The following is a 16,555-nucleotide window of genomic DNA, read 5'->3' as shown; positions in this document are numbered from 1 at the left end:
GATTCTGTGCCCAAGCCCTTGATCGGGCAACGATTATTGTGATTGGGCCCCGCAATGGCGGGCAAAAGTGGCGAAAATAGCGACATATTGAGCGCTCTGCCATGGCAATTCTTCCGATTCTCTGTTACCCCGATCCTCGCCTGCACAAGGTAGCCCAGCCCGTGACGGCGGTGGATGAGCGCGTGCGCGCCATCGTGGACGATATGTTCGCCACCATGTACGACGCCCATGGCATTGGCCTGGCCGCCACGCAGGTCGATGTGCACGAGCGCATCGTGGTGATCGACGTCTCCGAAGAGCGCGACACGCCGCTGGTGCTGATCAACCCAGAGATCACCTGGGCCAGTGCCGAGAAACAGGTGGGCGACGAGGGCTGCCTGTCGGTGCCTGGCATCTACGATGGCGTGGAGCGCTCCACTGCCGTGCACGTGCGCGCGCTGGACCGCGACGGCCAGCCGCGCGTGATCGAGGCCGAGGGCCTGCTGGCCGTGTGCATCCAGCACGAGATGGACCACCTGCTGGGCAAGGTGTTCGTGGAATACCTGTCGCCCTTGAAGCGCAACCGCATCAAGACCAAGCTGCTGAAGCAGCAGAAGCAGGCCGAACGCGCATGACCCCGCTGCCGGCGCACGCAACCGCACCGCGCCGGCTCCGCTGGAGCGCACTGCTGCTGGCTTTTTTTATGGCGGGCTGCGCCGTACCCGAATGGCAGAAAGCAGGCACGCCGCGTGCGGACATCGAGCGCACCATGGGCGCACCCACGCTGACCGTAATGCTCCCGGAAGGCGGAGAACGGCTGGTCTACAGCCGCCAGCCCGCAGGCCAACAGGTCTACCACCTCGACTTTGACGCCCAGCAACGCCTGGTGCGGGTGGAGCAGGTACTGACGCTGGAGCACTTCCATGCGCTGCGCAATGGCGTCGATACGCGCGCAGCCGTGCGACGCACCTTCGGCCCGCCTGCGCTGGTGGAGAAGGTGGCGCGCTTCAATGGCGATATCTGGACCTACCGCTTTCGTGACAATGGAGAGCCCCGCCAGGCCCATGTGCACATCGACCCAGCGGGCGTCGTGCAGCGCGTGATGTTCACGGACGAGCGGCTGAACGACAACGACCCCTTTCACTGAGCCCCACCCCGGGGCCGCTATTCCACGCGTTGTATGAGAGTCATTTTTGCCGGCACGCCCGAGTTTGCGCGCGTGGCCCTGGAACGCCTGCTGACCGCGGGATTCACCGTGCCCCTGGTGCTGACCCAGCCCGACCGCCCCGCGGGCCGCGGCATGAAACTGCAGGCTTCACCCGTCAAGCAGTGCGCGCTGCAGCACGGCATCGCCGTGGCGCAGCCGCTGAGCCTGCGCCTGGATGGCAAATACCCCGAGGACGCAGCGGCCGCCAAAGCCGCCATCGAGGCTGCGCAGGCCGATGTGATGGTGGTGGCCGCCTATGGGCTGATCCTGCCGCAGTGGGTGCTCAACACGCCCCGGCTCGGCTGCCTGAACATCCACGCCAGCCTGCTGCCGCGCTGGCGCGGCGCGGCGCCCATCCACCGCGCCATCGAGGCCGGCGACGCGGAAACCGGCGTGACCATCATGCAGATGGACGCGGGCCTGGATACCGGCGACATGCTGTTGCTGGAAAAGACCGCCATCAGCCCCGCCGATACCACCGCCACGCTGCACGACCGGCTGGCGCAGCTGGGCGGGCGGCTGATCGTGGAGGCGCTGGAGCTGGCCGCCTGCGGGGGCCTCAAACCCACACCGCAGCCGGCCGAGGGCGTGACCTACGCGCACAAGATCGACAAGGCGGAAAGCACCATCGACTGGAACCAGCCGGCGGAGGTGATCGCCCGGCGCGTGCGTGCCTTCGACCCCTTCCCCGGCGCGGCCACCACGCTGGGGGCCGATGCCATCAAGGTATGGAGCTGCGAAATAGATAGCTGCTCGCGCACGCTGGATGCGGCCTGCGGCCAGATTTTGTCTATAGATGCCGACGGCATCGGCGTGGCCTGCGGCGCCGGCAGCCTGCTGCGCTTGACGGTGCTGCAACGCGCGGGCGGCAAGCGGCTGCCCGCCGCGGACTTCCTGCGCGGCTTCCCGCTGGCGCCAGGCATGGTGCTGGGCGCCGCCCCATGAGTCTGCCTTTCCTGCGCGCCCAGCTGCGCGACCCGGCCTTCCGCCAGGGCGCCAGTGACATGGCCGGCACCTGCCTGGGCATCGGCGCCTGGGGCCTGGTGACGGGCGTAGCCATGGCCAAGAGCGGCATGTCGCTGCCGATGGCGCTGTTCATGTCGCTGGCGGTGTATGCCGGCAGCGCACAGCTGGCCGTGCTGCCGCTGATGGTGGCGGGCGCACCGCTGTGGGTGGTGTGGCTCACGGCCACCTGTGTGAACCTGCGCTTCGTGATCTTCAGCAGCATGTGGCGCAGCTACTTCGCCCACCTGCCGCGCCGCCACCGGCTGGCGCTGGGCTACTTCAGCGGCGATGTGATCTTCGTGAGCTTCATGAAGCGTTTTCCCAAGCCCGTGCCTGCGCCCGAGCAGGTGCCCTATTTCTGGGGCGCGGCCTCGGCCAACTGGCTGGCCTGGCAGGTGCCGTCCATTGCAGGCATCGTGCTGGCCAACGCCATCCCGCTGTCCTGGGGGCTGGGCTTTGCGGGCGTGCTGGCGCTGCTGGGCATCCTGCTGTCCATGCTGAACGACCGCGCCACCTGGCTCGCCACGGCCGTGGCCTGCACGGCGGCGGTGGCCACCTTCGCGCTGCCGCTCAAGCTCAACATCCTGGTGGCGATCGCCGCAGCCGTCACAGCAGGGCTGGCCGCCGAAGCGGCCGAGCGTGCGCTGCGGCGTGCGCGTACCCGCGCCGCGGGGGGCGACACATGAACGGTGCCTGGATCGAGCCGGCCATCGCCATCCTGGGGCTGGCGGGCATCACCCTGCTCACGCGCGCGTTCTTCATGATCCCCGAGCGCGACCTGCCGATGCCCGACTGGCTGCGCCGCGGCCTGAAGTACGCGCCGCTGGCCGCGCTGGCCGGGGTCATCGCGCCCGAGCTGGTCATGAGCCAGGGCGCGCTGATCCAGACGCTGCAGGACGCACGGCTGCCCGCCGTGGCTGCCGCCGCGGGCTACTACTTCTGGCGCCGCGGCATCCTGGGCACCATCGTCGTGGGTATGGCGGTGTACCTGCCGCTGCACATCGGGCTGGGCTGGTAGAGAGTTACGGCGCGGTTACCAGGCGCCTACAATCCGCGCAGTTTTCATGACCGCACCGTGACGGCGCGGCACACTCACCCACTGTTCCCATGCACATCCTTCGCTTTTCCGACCTTTGCGCCCAGGGCCAGGCCCGTGGCCAGCGCGTGTTCATCCGTGCCGACCTGAACGTGCCGCAAGACGACGCCGGCCGCATCACCGAGGACACGCGCATCCGTGCCTCCGTGCCCTGCATCCAGATGGCGCTGGAAGCCGGCGCCGCCGTGATGGTGACCAGCCACCTGGGCCGCCCCACCGAAGGCGAGTTCAAGCCCGAGGATTCGCTGGCCCCGGTGGCCCAGCGCCTGTCCGAGCTGCTCGGGCGCGAGGTGCCGCTGGTGGCCGACTGGGTGGACGGTGTGCAGGTGCAGCCCGGCCAGGTCGTGCTGCTGGAAAACTGCCGCGTGAACAAGGGCGAGAAGAAAAACAACCCCGAGCTGGCGAAGAAGATGGCCCAGCTGTGCGACATCTACGTGAACGACGCCTTCGGCACCGCCCACCGCGCCGAGGGCACGACCTACGGCATCGCCGAGTACGCGAAGGTGGCCTGCGCCGGCCCGCTGCTGGCCGCCGAGATCGACGCCATCCAGACCGCGCTGGCCAACCCGAAGCGCCCGCTGGTCGCCATCGTGGCCGGCTCCAAGGTCTCGACCAAGCTGACCATCCTGCAAAGCCTGTCCAAGAACGTGGACGGCCTGGTGGTGGGCGGCGGCATTGCCAACACCTTCATGCTGGCGGCCGGCCTGCCCATCGGCAAGAGCCTGGCCGAGCCCGACCTGGTGAACGAAGCCAAGGCCGTGATCGCCGCCATGGCCGCGCGCGGCGCCGAGGTGCCGATCCCCACCGATGTGGTGGTCGCCAAGGCCTTCGCCGCGGACGCGCCCGCCACCGTGAAGAAGGCCAGCGAAGTGGCCGAGGACGACCTGATCCTGGACATCGGCCCCGAGACGGCGGCCCAACTGGCCGCGCAGCTCAAGGCCGCGGGCACCATCGTCTGGAACGGCCCCGTGGGCGTGTTCGAATTCGACCAGTTCGCGGGCGGCACCAAGGCCATCGCGCAGGCCATCGCCGAATCCAGCGCCTTCAGCATCGCCGGCGGTGGCGACACCCTGGCGGCGATTGCCAAGTACGGCATCGAGAAGGACGTGGGCTACATCTCCACCGGCGGTGGCGCGTTCCTGGAGGTGCTGGAGGGCAAGACCCTGCCGGCCATCGAAATACTGCAAAAGCGCGCGGCAGGCTGATCCCGCCCCAGAACGCTATAAAAATCAGAGCTGCTGGCGCTTATTGCATAAGCGCTAGCAGCTCTTTTTACTTGAACTCCTGCGCCTGCACGGCGCGGGCCGGCCACAGCACGGTGCCGATGGCCACGGCCATCAGGCCCACGGCGGTCCAGTCCTGCCAATGCAGCACCTCGCCCAGCCACAGCGCGCCGCTGAACACCCCCAGCACCGGAATCATCATCACGCTGAGCGTGGAGGCCACGGGCGGCAGCGTGCGCACCAGGAAGAACCACGCCGTCTGCGCAAAGCCCAGCGCCAGCAGCCCGTTGTAGAGAATGGCGGCCCAGGCCTGGGCGTCGGGTGCCACCCAGCGCTCGCGCTCGAACGCCACCGCCAGCACGGTGAGTACCACGCAGGTGATGGCCACCATCCAGAACGACAGCGTAAGCAGCGGCACCGGCACGGTCAGGCGCCGCAACAGCTGCGTGCCCATGGCCCAGCTCGCGGCAGACACCAGCATCAACGTCACGCCCAGGGGCCTGCCGCCCAGCGCGCCGATCTCATGCCACAGCAGCAGCAACACGCCCACCAGCGCCGCGCCCACGCCCACCCACGCACGACCGGCCAGGCGGTCGCCGAACACCAGCGCGCCCAGCACGGCCGAGAAGATGGGCATGGTGTAGCCCAGGATGGCCGCGCGTCCGCTGGACAGCTGCGGGATCGCCAGGATCATGAGTACATGCCACAGCACCATGTTGGTCAGCGCCAGCAGCGCCACGCGGCCCCAATGCGCGCGCGCAATAGTGAAGGGCAGCTTGCGCACCCCTATCACCGCGGCCAGGATGGGCAGGCCCAGCCACAGCGACGCCATGCGAAAGGTGAGCGGCGGAAAGTGCGCCACACCCATCTTCATCACCGGCCAGTTGAGGCCCCACACCAGGGTCAACAGGGCAAGAACGACGAGCTGGCGGCGGGAAAGAGCAGGCATGGGCGGCGATTGTGCCGGGCAGGCGCCGTCCTTGCCGAAGCCGCCCGCGAAAACACCAGGACGCCATGGCGCACGGCAGCGGCACGGTGTTGCCTAAAATCACGGACATGACTTTTCTTGACATGCTGCGCGACGCCACCACGCGCAACGACTCCCTGCTGTGCGTGGGCCTGGACCCCGAACCCACGCGCTTTCCCGAGTCCGTGCGTGGCGAGACGCACAAGATCTACGACTTCTGTGCCGCCATCGTGGACGCCACGGCCGACCTGGTGTGCGCCTTCAAGCCGCAGATCGCCTACTTCGCTGCGCACCGTGCCGAGGACCAGCTGGAGCGCCTGATGCAGCACATGCGCTGCAACGCCCCGCATGTGCCCGTGATCCTGGACGCCAAGCGCGGCGACATCGGCTCCACCGCCGAGCAGTACGCCAAGGAAGCCTTCGAGCGCTATGGCGCGGATGCCGTGACGCTCTCGCCCTTCATGGGCTTTGACTCCATCGAGCCCTACCTCGCCTACCACGGCAAGGGTGCCTTTCTGCTGTGCCGCACCTCCAACCCCGGTGGCGATGACCTGCAGGCCCAGCGCCTGGCCAGCGTCGAAGGCCAGCCGCTGCTGTACGAGCACGTGGCCCGCCAGGCGCAGGGCCCCTGGAACAAGAACGGCCAGCTCGGCCTGGTGGTGGGCGCCACGTACCCACAAGAAATAGAGCGCGTGCGTGCGCTGGCACCCACGCTGCCGCTGTTGATCCCCGGCGTGGGCGCGCAGGGCGGCGACGCAGCCGCCACGGTGCGCGCCGGGCTGCGCGCCGACGGGCCAATCATCGTGAACTCCTCGCGCGCCGTGCTCTACGCATCCAGCGGTGCGGACTTTGCCGCGGCCGCACGCAGCGCAGCCCAGGCCACGCGCGCCGCGCTCAACGCCGCGCGCGCCTAGCCCAGCGTTTTCCGGCCATGCAACTCAAGTGGCTGGAGGACTTCATCGCCCTGGCGCATGAGCGCAGCTTCACCCGCGCGGCGGAACTGCGCCATGTGACGCACCCGGCGTTCGGACGGCGCATCCGCGCGCTGGAGGCGTGGGCCGGCACGCCGCTGACGGAGCGCGACGGCGGCGGGCCCGTGCGGCTTACGCCCGCGGGGCAGGCCTTCCTGGAAACCGCGCAGCAGATGGCGCAGAACCTGGCCCATTCGCACGAGGAGTTGCGTGCGATCGCAGGGCGGCAGGCGCGCACGGTCACCCTGGCCACCGGTCGTACCCTGGCACGCACCGTGGTGGCCGACTGGCTGGCCCGCATACAGCCCGTGTTGGCGGGCGGCGAGCTGCGCGTGCGCACCTGTGCGCTGGATGAGTCCGTGGCCATGATCGAGCGTGGCGAGGCCGACTTCACCCTGGCCTACCACCACACCTCGCTCGCCGTGCGCCTGGACGCACGGCAGTTCACCCACCTCACACTCGCCAGCGACCGCCTGGTGCCTGTCTCCCGCGCCCGCGCCGGCGGTGCGCCGCTGCACCACTTTGGCGGCACGGATGCGGTGCCCTACCTCGCCTACTCGCACACGCTGGCGCTCGGCCGGCTGGTGGAAGACCGCCTGGCGCATGACCCGCTGGCGCCGCGCCTGGCGCGCGTGGTGGAATGCGACTCGGCCGACGCGCAGTACGAGTACGTGCTGCGCGGCCTGGGCGTGGCCTGGCTGCCCTGGTCCATGGTGCATGCCGACTGCCAGTCCGGGCGGTTGGCCCGCGCGGGCGACGAGCGCATGCAGGTGCGCTTCGACGTGCGCATGTACCGGCCCAAGCGCCGGCTCTCGCCCTGGGCCGAGGCGCTGTGGGCCACATTGGCGCGCCAGTGATCCCCGGATAAACCCGCGGGCCGCGTGCCCACAATGCACGGCCTGGTGCCACTTCGGCACGACGCCGCCACGATGCGCTTTTCACAATGGCACCCACCTCGACCTGCCTATGGAAAACGCCATGCACACTTCCCGCACCCCCGCCCCGTTGCGCCGCGCGCTGCTGGCCAGCGCCGCGCTGCTTGCCGCTGCCAGCCCTGCCGCTTTCGCGCAAGCGCCCGCCTACCCCAGCAAGCCCATCACCATCGTCGTGGGCTATCCGCCCGGCGGCAGCACCGACCTGACCGGCCGCGCCGTGGGCGCGGAGCTGTCCAACCGCCTGGGCGTGCCCGTGGTGATCGAGAACCTGGGCGGCGCGGGCGGCGCCATTGGCGCGCAGAAGGTGGCCAGCAGCGCGCCCGACGGCTACACGCTGCTGGTCGGCGCCAGCAACGAGATCGCCATCAACAAGCTGGTGACCAAGAAGGTCAAGTACGACATCAAGGACTTCACCGCCATCGGCCTCGTGGCCTCGCAGCCCCTGGTGCTGGTGGCCAGCACCGGCACCGGCGTGAAGAACCTGGCCGAGTTCACCGAACGCGTGCGCAAGAACCCCGGCAAGCTCAGCTATGGCAGCTCGGGCGTGGGCACCTCGCTGCACCTGGCCGGCGAGATGATCAAGGAACAGGGCCAGCTGTTCATGACGCACATCCCCTACCGCGGCGTGGCGCCGCTCACCAACGACCTGGTGGGCAACAACCTGGAGTTCGGCGTGTTCGTGCTCTCCAGCGGCCTGCCGCACATCAAGAGCGGCAAAGTGATCGCCCTGGGCACCACCGAGGCCAAGCGCTCGACCGTCGCGCCCGACATTCCGGCGCTGGCCGAATCGGCGCAGTACAAGAACGTGGACATCGGCACCTGGTTCGCCCTCATGGCGCCCGCCCACCTGCCCAAGCCCGTGGCCGAGCGGCTCAAGAAGGCGCTCAACGAGACGCTGGAGTCGCCGGACTTCCGCAAGCGAATGGAAGCCGCGGGCTCCACCGTGGCATCCCCCAGCCTGGACGTGGACAAGTTCCTCGCCGCAGAGGTCGCCAAGTACAAGAAGATCATCGAGTTCGCCAAGATCGAAGAATGATGAGCGCTCCCCTGCCTTTCACTTTGACCGCGCCCGACCTCGGCGCCTGGCGGGCCGGCAACACCGGCACCGAGGGCGTGTGGCGCTTCGACTCCGGCACGCCGGGCCGCCACGTGATGATCAGCGCCCTCGTGCACGGCAACGAACTGTGCGGCGCCTGGGCGCTCAAGGGCCTGCTGGAAGCCGGCCTGCGCCCCGCGCGCGGCACGCTGACGCTGGCGCTGTGCAATCTGGCCGCGTTCGACCGGTTCGACCCCCACCACCACGACGCCGCCCGCTTCGTGGACGAAGACCTCAACCGCCAGTGGGTGGATGCGCGCATGGACGCCGGCGACACGCTGGAGCGCCGGCGCGCGGCCGCGCTGCGCCCCTTCGTGGCCGAGGCCGACTGGCTGCTGGACCTGCACTCCATGCACGAGCCCTGCGCGCCGCTGCTGCTCACCGGCATGCAGCCGCGCAACCTGCACCTCGCGCGCACCCTGGCCGCGCCCGAGCACATCGTGGTGGACGCGGGCCACAAGGACGGCACCCGCATGCGCGACTATGGCCGCTTCGGCCAGCCCGATGCCGAGGGCGGCGACACGCGCTCGCTGCTCGTCGAATGCGGCTTCCATGGCGACCCGGCCAGCCGCGCCGTGGCGCAGGACCAGTGCGTGCGCTTCCTGCAAGCGGCCGGCGTGGTGGATTACGCCGCCCTGGCACGTGGGCTGCCCGGCTGGCGCCTGCCCGACGCGCCGCGCCAGTGGGCACTGGAAGTCACCGGCCCGGTGGTCGCCAGGAGCGAGCGCTTTCGTTTCACCCAGCCCTTCACGGGCCTGGAGGTGATTCCCCAGGCCGGTACCGTCATCGGCGACAACGATGGCGAGCCCGTCACCACGCCGTACGACGACTGCGTGCTGGTCATGCCCAGCACCCGCCAGGCGCGTGCCGGCGTGACGGTGGTGCGCTTCGCCACGCGGCGGCCGCTGTAGGCGGCACGACCAGCGGCCGGTGCTTCGCCCGCGCAGGGCAGGCCGGCCGCGTGGCAGCGTCTGGGGCATGCGCAGGTTTCGCTTCCATACTGATAGCTGCTAGCGCCCGTATTTATTGGTTTAGAGGTCAAAAACACCCTTAAACCCGTCGCAACACCTCTGGGACGGGATGGAGCCCCTGCGCGCCCAAAAAGCTGAACTCGTTCAAGGACAGGCAGGTTTTTGCCGAATAACATTACGTTACACGTCCTTGACATCTCTTTGTCTCGCCCGCCCACTAGGCGGTCTCGCGGACAAGGAAAGGTTCCCGCTATGACCTCGCTTTCTCAGCGCCTGCCGCTGCTTTACAAGTTCCTCATCCTGGGCCTCGCCGGCATCCTCATGAGCGCCGTGCCCACCTGGCTGTTCGTGAGCGGCGCGCTCGACGACCTGGCGCGCGCCCGCCACGAGGCCCGTGGCGCCCCGCCGCTGCTGGCGCTGCACAAGGTGGTGCAGGGGCTGCAGGTGCACCGCGGCCTGTCCAACGGCATGCTGGGCGGCGACGAGACGCTGGCCGCCCGGCGCCCGGCCGCGCGCGATGCGGTGAACAAAGCCTTCGCCGAGGCCACCGCCCGCCTGGACGCGGCGCAGGTGCCCGCGGCCCAGCGCGACGCCTGGCAGCGCGCCCAGCAGGCCTGGCAACAGCTGGAGCCGGCCGTGGCCGCGCGCTCGCTGCCCGCCGCGCAAAGCACGGCGCAGCACACGGCGCTGATCACGTCGCTGCTGCAGACCGGCGAGCAACTGCTGCACAGCTACGAACTGCAGCTGGACCCCGACTTCGCCACCAACGCGCTGATCCAGGCCTCGCTGGTGCATGCGCCGCAGCTGGGTGAGAAGCTGGGCGTGATGCGCGCCCAGGGCGCGGGCTTCCTGGGCCGCGGCGGCGAGCTGCCGCTGGAGGCCAAGGGGCTGCTGCAGTCGCTGCGCCAGCGCGTAGTGGAGCTGCAGGGGGACACGCTGCGCAACCTGGCGCGCGCCACCGAGGCGAGCCCTGCCTTTGCTGCCACGCTGGGCGCGCCCGCGCGCACGCTGGACGCGCAAATCACGGCCACGCTGGCCCTGGCCGACAAGGCCCTGCTGCAGGCCGACACGCTGACGCTGCCGGCACAGGAGTATTTCGACACCTACACCCGCACCATCGACGCGCTGTACGCACTGAACGCCCAGGCCATGCAGGGCGTGGACGAGGCCCTGCAGGCGCGCATCGACCGCCTGCGCGCCACGCTGGCGTGGCAGGCGCTGGCGCTGCTGGGCACGCTGGCGGGCGCCACGGTGCTGATGCTGGTCTTCGTGCGCTCCATCACGCAGCCGGTGGCGCAGGCCGTGGAGCTGGCCCGCGCCGTGGCGCGCGGTGACCTGTCGGGCAGCGACATCGCCCACGGCAGCAACGAGATGGGCCGCCTGATCGCCGCGCTGTTGCAGATGCGCCGCCAGCTCACCGAGGTGGTGGGCCGCGTGCGCCAGGGCGCGGAGGGCGTGGCCACGGCCAGCGCGCAGATCGCGCAGGGCAACACCGACCTGGCCGCCCGCACCGAAAGCCAGGCCAGCGCTCTGGAAGAGACCGCCGCATCGATGGAGCAGATGACCGCGACCGTGCGCCAGAACGCCGACAGCGCCGCGCGTGCCAGCGAGCTGGCCACCAGCGCCAGCGGCGTGGCCGCGCAGGGTGGGGAGGTGGTGGCGCAGGTGGTGCAGACCATGCACGGCATCCACAGCTCGTCCGGCAAGATCGCGGACATCATCGGGGTGATCGATTCGATCGCGTTCCAGACCAACATCCTGGCGCTGAACGCCGCCGTGGAGGCCGCGCGCGCCGGCGAGCAGGGCCGCGGCTTTGCCGTGGTGGCCAGCGAGGTGCGCAGCCTGGCGCAGCGCAGCGCGGGCGCTGCGCGCGAGATCAAGGAGCTGATCTCCGCCAGCGTGCATGACGTGGAACGCGGCAATGCGCTGGTGGAGCGCGCCGGCAAGACCATGGAAGACGTGGTGACCGCCGTGCGCCGCGTCAACGACATCATGGGCGAGATCAGCAACGCCAGCCGCGAACAGTCGCTGGGCGTGGCCCAGGTGGGCGAGGCCGTGAGCCAGATGGACCAGACCACGCAGCAGAACGCCGCGCTGGTCGAAGAAATGGCTGCCGCCGCCGCCAGCCTGCGCAGCCAGGCGCAGGAGCTGGTGGCAGGCGTGGCGGTGTTCAAGCTGGGCGAACGACCGCACGCCGTTGCGCTACCTAATTAATAGCTGTTAGCGCTTATCCAGAAAGGGTTTGAGGCCACTTTTCCTCAAACCCGCAATCACCTCAGGCCTGCAGACGCGCCATCTCGGCGTCCACCGCGTCGTGGCGCTGCAGCATGGCGGGCGAGGGTTGCTTGCCCAGCTTGCTCACCAGCACCACGGCCAGCGCGCCCAGAACGAAGCCGGGCACGATCTCGTACAGCCCCAGCCAGCCGCCCTGCTTCCACACCACCACCGTCACGGCACCGACCACGATGCCGGCCAGCGCGCCGTTGCGCGTCATGCCGCGCCAGAACAGCGACAGCAGGATGACCGGCCCGAACGCCGCGCCGAAGCCCGCCCAGGCGTAGCTCACCATCGACAGCACGCGGCTGTTGGGGTTGCCCGCGATGACGATCGCCACCACGGCGATGGCGAACACCATCGCCCGGCCCACCCACACCAGCTCGCGCTGCGTGGCGTTCTTGCGCAGGAACACGCGGTAGATGTCCTCGGTCAGCGCGCTGGAGCACACCAGCAGCTGGCACGACAGCGTGCTCATCACCGCCGCCAGAATGGCCGCCAGCAGCAGGCCGGCGATCCAGGGGTTGAAGAGCTGGCGCGCGATCTCGATGAACACCGTCTCGGCATTGGCCTGCACGCCGGTGGCCTGCTGCGTGTGCACCGCGAAGTACGGGATGCCGACCAGGCCCACAGCCACCGCGCCGCCCAGGCACAGCACCATCCAGGTCATGCCGATGCGGCGCGCGCGCGGGATGGAGGCCACCGAATCCGCCGCCATGAAGCGCACCAGAATGTGCGGCTGGCCGAAGTAGCCCAGGCCCCAGGCCATGAGCGAGACCACGCCGATCACGCTGGCGTTGTGCATCAGGTCGAGCTTCTGCGCACCGATCATCTCGGTGAGGCTCTGGCCGGCCTGCAGTTCGCCGGTGACGGCGAAGTAGGCCACCACGGGCGCCAGGATCAGCGCGGTGATCATCAGCGAGGCCTGGATGGTGTCCGTCCAGCTCACCGCCAGGAAGCCGCCGATGAACACGTAGGCGATGGTGCACAGCGCCCCGACCCACAGGGCCGTCTGGTAGGGCAGGCCGAACATGCTCTCGAACAGGCGCGCCCCCGCCACCACGCCCGAGGCGCAGTAGATGGTGAAGAACACCAGGATCACCGCCGTGGTCACCAGACGCAGCACGTTGGCGCCGTCCTCGAAGCGCGAGGCCAGGTAGTCGGGCAGCGTGAGGGCATTGTTGGTGCGCTCGGTGTACAGGCGCAGCCGCGCGGCCACGAGGCGCCAGTTGAGGTAGGCGCCGATGGTCAGGCCGATGGCGATCCACGCCTCGCTCAGTCCGCTCAGGTACACCGCGCCGGGCAGGCCCATGAGCAGCCAGCCGCTCATGTCGGACGCGCCGGCCGACAGCGCGGTGACGAAGCTGCCCAGGCTGCGCCCGCCCAGGATGTAGTCGGAGAGGTCGGTCGTCGCGCGGTAGCCCAGCCAGCCGATGAACAGCATGGCCAGCAGGTAGATGCCGAAGGTGATGACGGTCGGGTCTAGCAGGTTCATGAAACGTCCAGGCCCGCGGGGCGCGCTGCGCGCCGCGAAGTCCTGCCAAAAAAGTGGAGGAGAAGCCGGCGCGGAGGCCGGGGGCTGCCGTGCCGGCAAGCGCCGGCCAGCGAAGTGGCGCGATGATTCCAGAGCCCGCGCCCAATCATTCGCCATAAAGCCGCGCTGGCGTAGTGAAACACTCCGCCGCGGCGCGCAACTGTAACTGCCGGCGGCGCAAAACCTCAGGGTTACTACTGATTTGGGGCGGCAGACAGGTATGGCGCCAGGTAGCGGCCCGTGTGGCTGGCCGCATTGTGGGCCACCTGCTCGGGCGTGCCCTCGGCCACCACGGTGCCGCCGCCGGCCCCGCCCTCGGGGCCCATGTCGATGACCCAGTCGGCGGTCTTGATGACGTCCAGGTTGTGCTCGATGACGATGATGGTGTTGCCCGCGTCGCGCAGCTGCAGCAATACCTTGAGCAGCAGGTCGATGTCGGCGAAATGCAGGCCGGTGGTGGGCTCGTCCAGGATGTAGAGCGTGCGGCCGGTGTCGCGCTTGGAGAGCTCCTGCGCCAGCTTCACGCGCTGCGCTTCGCCGCCCGAGAGCGTGGTGGCGCTCTGGCCCAGGCGGATATAGGACAAGCCGACGTCCAGCAGCGTCTGCAGCTTGCGCGCGATCGTGGGCACGTCCTTGAAGAAGGCGTGGGCGTCCTCCACCGTCAGGTCCAGGATCTGGGCGATGTTCTTGCCCTTCCACTGCACCTCCAGCGTCTCGCGGTTGTAGCGCTGGCCGTGGCACACGTCGCAGGGCACGTATACGTCGGGCAGGAAGTGCATTTCCACCTTCACCACGCCGTCGCCCTGGCAGGCCTCGCAGCGCCCGCCCCCCGAGCCCTGCGCCACGTTGAAGGAGAAGCGCCCAGGGCCGTAGCCGCGCTCCTTGGCGGTGGTGGTCTCGGCCATCAGTTCGCGGATCGGCGTGAACAGGCCCGTGTAGGTGGCCGGGTTGCTGCGCGGCGTGCGGCCGATGGGGCTCTGGTCGACGTTGATGACCTTGTCGAAATACTCCAGCCCCTCGATGGTTTCATGCGTTTCGGGCTCGTCGTGCGCGCGGTAGAGCTGGCGCGCCACGGCCTTGTGCAGCGTGTCGTTGACCAGCGTGCTCTTGCCCGAGCCGGACACGCCCGTCACGCAGGTGAACAGGCCCACCGGGAACTGCACGCTCACGCCCTTCAGGTTGTGCCCCGTGGCGCCCACCACGCGCAGCGCCTGCAATTGCCCTTGCGTGGCGCGGTGCTCGGCCAGGCGCTCCTTCTTGCGCAGGCTGGCTGCCGTCTCGGGAAAACGCGACTTGGGCTTCTTGTCGGGTTCGGGCGCTGCGGCGCTCTGTTGCAACACGGGCAGCCAGGGCGTGCGCCGCGCAGGCACCGGCAGGGTCTTGGCGCCGCTCAGGTACTGGCCGGTGAGCGATTGCGGGTTGGCGCACAGCTCGTCGTAGGTGCCCTGCGCCATCACGCGCCCGCCATGCACGCCCGCGCCGGGCCCCATGTCCACGCAGTGGTCGGCGGCGCGGATCATGTCCTCGTCGTGCTCCACCACGATCACGCTGTTGCCCAGGTCGCGCAGCCGCGTGAGGGTGGCGATCAGCCGGTCGTTGTCGCGCTGGTGCAGGCCGATGCTGGGCTCGTCCAGCACGTACATCACGCCGGTCAGGCCGCTGCCGATCTGCGAGGCCAGGCGAATGCGCTGCGCCTCGCCGCCCGAGAGCGTCTCGGCGCTGCGGTCCAGGCTCAGGTAGGACAGGCCCACGTCGTTCAGGAAGGTGAGGCGCGCGGCGATCTCGCGCACGATCTTGCCGGCGATCTCGGCCTTGGCGCCGGCCAGCTGCAGCGATGCGAACCACTGCAGCGCGTCCGCCAGCGTGCGGTGGCTCACATCGTAGATGCCGAGCGCGGCGTCGCCCTCGCCCACCTTTACATGGCGCGCCTCGCGGCGCAGGCGTGCGCCGTGGCATTCGGGGCAGGGCTGCGCGCTGCGGTAGCGCGCGAGGTCTTCGCGCACCACGGCCGAGTCCGTGTCACGGTAGCGCCGCGCCATGTTGGGCAGGATGCCCTCGAAGGGGTGCTTCTTGACGATGGGCTTGCCCTTGTTCGGGCCGCTGTCCAGCAGGTAGCTGAAGGCGATCTCTTCCTCGCCCGAACCGTGCAGGATGACCTCGCGCACGCGTTCGGGCAACTCCTCGAAGGGCGTCTCCACATCAAAGCCGTAATGCCGCGCCAGGCTCTCCAGCATGGCGAAGTAGTAGCCGTTGCGCCGATCCCAGCCCTTGATGGCGCCGCTGGCGAGGCTGATGGCCGGGAAAGCCACCACGCGCGCGGGGTCGAACACCTCCTGCTGGCCCAGGCCGTCGCACGCGGGGCAGGCGCCCGTGGGCGAGTTGAACGAGAACAGGCGCGGCTCCAGCTCGGGCAGCGAGTAGCTGCACACCGGGCAGGCGAACTTGCTGGAAAACAGGTGCTCCTGGCCCGAGTCGATCTCCAGCGCCAGTACCCGGCCGTTGCCCTCGTGCCCGCCCACCCGCAGGGCGGCCTCGATGCTCTCGGCCAGGCGCTGCTGGGCGTCGGGGCGCACCTTCAAGCGGTCGATCACCACGTCGATGTCGTGCTTCTCGGTCTTCTTGAGCTGCGGCAGGCTTTCGTGCTCGTAGATCTGCCCGTCCACGCGAAAGCGCACGTAGCCCAGCGCCTGCATCTGCGTGAACAGCTCGGTGAACTCACCCTTCTTCTGGCGTGCCACGGGCGCCAGCAACATGAGCTTGGTGTCCTCGGGCAAGGCCAGCACCGCATCCACCATCTGGCTCACGGTCTGCGACGACAGCGGCAGGCCGTGGTCCGGGCAGTACGGCGTGCCCGCGCGCGCGAACAGCAGGCGCAGGTAGTCGTGGATCTCGGTCACCGTGCCCACGGTGGAGCGCGGGTTGTGGCTGGTGGCCTTCTGCTCGATGGAAATGGCCGGCGACAGACCCTCGATCAGGTCCACATCGGGCTTGTCCAGCCGCCCCAGGAACTGCCGCGCATAGGCCGACAGGCTCTCCACATAGCGGCGCTGCCCTTCGGCATACAGCGTGTCGAACGCCAGGCTGGACTTGCCCGAGCCCGACAGCCCGGTGATCACCACGAGCTGGTTGCGCGGGATGTCCAGGTCGATGTTCTTGAGGTTGTGCGTGCGCGCCCCGCGGATGCTGATGCGCTGCTCGCGCAGGACCTGCGCCAGTGGGCGCCCTCCGGCCGCATCGGCAGGCGAAGGGTGGCGATCGTCGGAGGGTGGCTCGAAGGTGGGCATCGCGCGTGCCTGG

Annotated in this window: 14 protein-coding genes; 11 read left to right on the top strand and 3 right to left on the bottom strand. The window is 69.3% G+C overall.

Annotated elements, in window-relative coordinates:
• Window positions 1-101: 101 nt before the first annotated feature.
• The 6 genes from def (at window position 102) to BA022_RS15715 (ending at window position 4,492) form a co-directional block, all read left to right on the top strand.
• Window positions 102-614: a peptide deformylase gene (gene def, locus BA022_RS15740; RefSeq protein WP_011807132.1), complete on the top strand. Its 513-nt coding sequence runs from the start codon at window positions 102-104 to the stop codon at window positions 612-614.
• Complete coding sequence (locus BA022_RS15735) at window positions 611-1,126, top strand: hypothetical protein (protein WP_088888070.1); 516 nt, start codon at window positions 611-613, stop codon at window positions 1,124-1,126. The genes def and BA022_RS15735 overlap by 4 nt, the downstream gene beginning before the upstream one ends.
• A gap of 33 nt (window positions 1,127-1,159) precedes the next feature.
• The gene (fmt, locus tag BA022_RS15730) at window positions 1,160-2,131 is read left to right on the top strand and encodes a methionyl-tRNA formyltransferase (protein ID WP_088888069.1); all 972 of its coding nucleotides are present in this window, start codon (window positions 1,160-1,162) and stop codon (window positions 2,129-2,131) included.
• Window positions 2,128-2,877 (top strand): AzlC family ABC transporter permease, encoded by a 750-nt coding sequence (locus BA022_RS15725; protein WP_088888068.1) that lies wholly within the window; start codon window positions 2,128-2,130, stop codon window positions 2,875-2,877. Before fmt ends, BA022_RS15725 begins: the two co-directional genes overlap by 4 nt.
• Complete coding sequence (locus tag BA022_RS15720) at window positions 2,874-3,209, top strand: AzlD domain-containing protein (protein WP_011807136.1); 336 nt, start codon at window positions 2,874-2,876, stop codon at window positions 3,207-3,209. The genes BA022_RS15725 and BA022_RS15720 overlap by 4 nt, the downstream gene beginning before the upstream one ends.
• Window positions 3,210-3,298: 89 nt before the next feature.
• A complete protein-coding gene (locus BA022_RS15715) occupies window positions 3,299-4,492 on the top strand; it encodes a phosphoglycerate kinase (protein ID WP_088888067.1) in 1,194 nt (397 codons plus the stop codon).
• A gap of 67 nt (window positions 4,493-4,559) precedes the next feature.
• Here BA022_RS15715 and BA022_RS15710 read toward each other — a convergent pair whose 3' ends face one another.
• Window positions 4,560-5,459 carry a DMT family transporter gene (locus BA022_RS15710; RefSeq protein ID WP_088888066.1) on the bottom strand — a complete coding sequence of 300 codons (900 nt, stop codon included), beginning with the start codon at window positions 5,457-5,459 and terminating at the stop codon, window positions 4,560-4,562.
• A 107-nt stretch (window positions 5,460-5,566) separates the two neighbouring features.
• Here BA022_RS15710 and pyrF point away from each other — a divergent pair, with 107 nt between their 5' ends.
• The 5 genes from pyrF to BA022_RS15685 all read left to right on the top strand — a co-directional run bounded on the left by pyrF (window position 5,567) and on the right by BA022_RS15685 (window position 11,664).
• Window positions 5,567-6,391 (top strand): orotidine-5'-phosphate decarboxylase, encoded by an 825-nt coding sequence (pyrF, locus tag BA022_RS15705; RefSeq protein WP_088888645.1) that lies wholly within the window; start codon window positions 5,567-5,569, stop codon window positions 6,389-6,391.
• 17 nt (window positions 6,392-6,408) lie between these two features.
• The gene (locus tag BA022_RS15700) at window positions 6,409-7,305 is read left to right on the top strand and encodes a LysR family transcriptional regulator (RefSeq protein WP_088888065.1); all 897 of its coding nucleotides are present in this window, start codon (window positions 6,409-6,411) and stop codon (window positions 7,303-7,305) included.
• Window positions 7,306-7,426: 121 nt separating this feature from the next.
• Window positions 7,427-8,419, top strand: a complete 993-nt coding sequence (locus BA022_RS15695) for a Bug family tripartite tricarboxylate transporter substrate binding protein (RefSeq protein ID WP_041836128.1) — start codon at window positions 7,427-7,429, stop codon at window positions 8,417-8,419.
• Window positions 8,416-9,390 carry a M14 family metallopeptidase gene (locus tag BA022_RS15690; RefSeq protein ID WP_088888064.1) on the top strand — a complete coding sequence of 325 codons (975 nt, stop codon included), beginning with the start codon at window positions 8,416-8,418 and terminating at the stop codon, window positions 9,388-9,390. Before BA022_RS15695 ends, BA022_RS15690 begins: the two co-directional genes overlap by 4 nt.
• 312 nt (window positions 9,391-9,702) lie before the next feature.
• Window positions 9,703-11,664, top strand: coding sequence for a methyl-accepting chemotaxis protein (locus BA022_RS15685; RefSeq protein ID WP_088888063.1), 1,962 nt, complete (start codon window positions 9,703-9,705; stop codon window positions 11,662-11,664).
• A gap of 61 nt (window positions 11,665-11,725) precedes the next feature.
• Here the strand turns inward: BA022_RS15685 and putP are convergent, their stop codons facing one another.
• Window positions 11,726-13,219: a sodium/proline symporter PutP gene (gene putP, locus BA022_RS15680; protein WP_088888062.1), complete on the bottom strand. Its 1,494-nt coding sequence runs from the start codon at window positions 13,217-13,219 to the stop codon at window positions 11,726-11,728.
• A 233-nt stretch (window positions 13,220-13,452) separates the two neighbouring features.
• The gene (gene uvrA, locus BA022_RS15675) at window positions 13,453-16,542 is read right to left on the bottom strand and encodes an excinuclease ABC subunit UvrA (RefSeq protein ID WP_088888061.1); all 3,090 of its coding nucleotides are present in this window, start codon (window positions 16,540-16,542) and stop codon (window positions 13,453-13,455) included.
• Window positions 16,543-16,555: the final 13 nt, after the last annotated feature.

This window comes from Diaphorobacter nitroreducens, assembly GCF_002214645.1.
GTDB lineage: Bacteria > Pseudomonadota > Gammaproteobacteria > Burkholderiales > Burkholderiaceae_C > Diaphorobacter > Diaphorobacter nitroreducens.
This window is presented reverse-complemented; position numbering and strand designations above follow the sequence as displayed.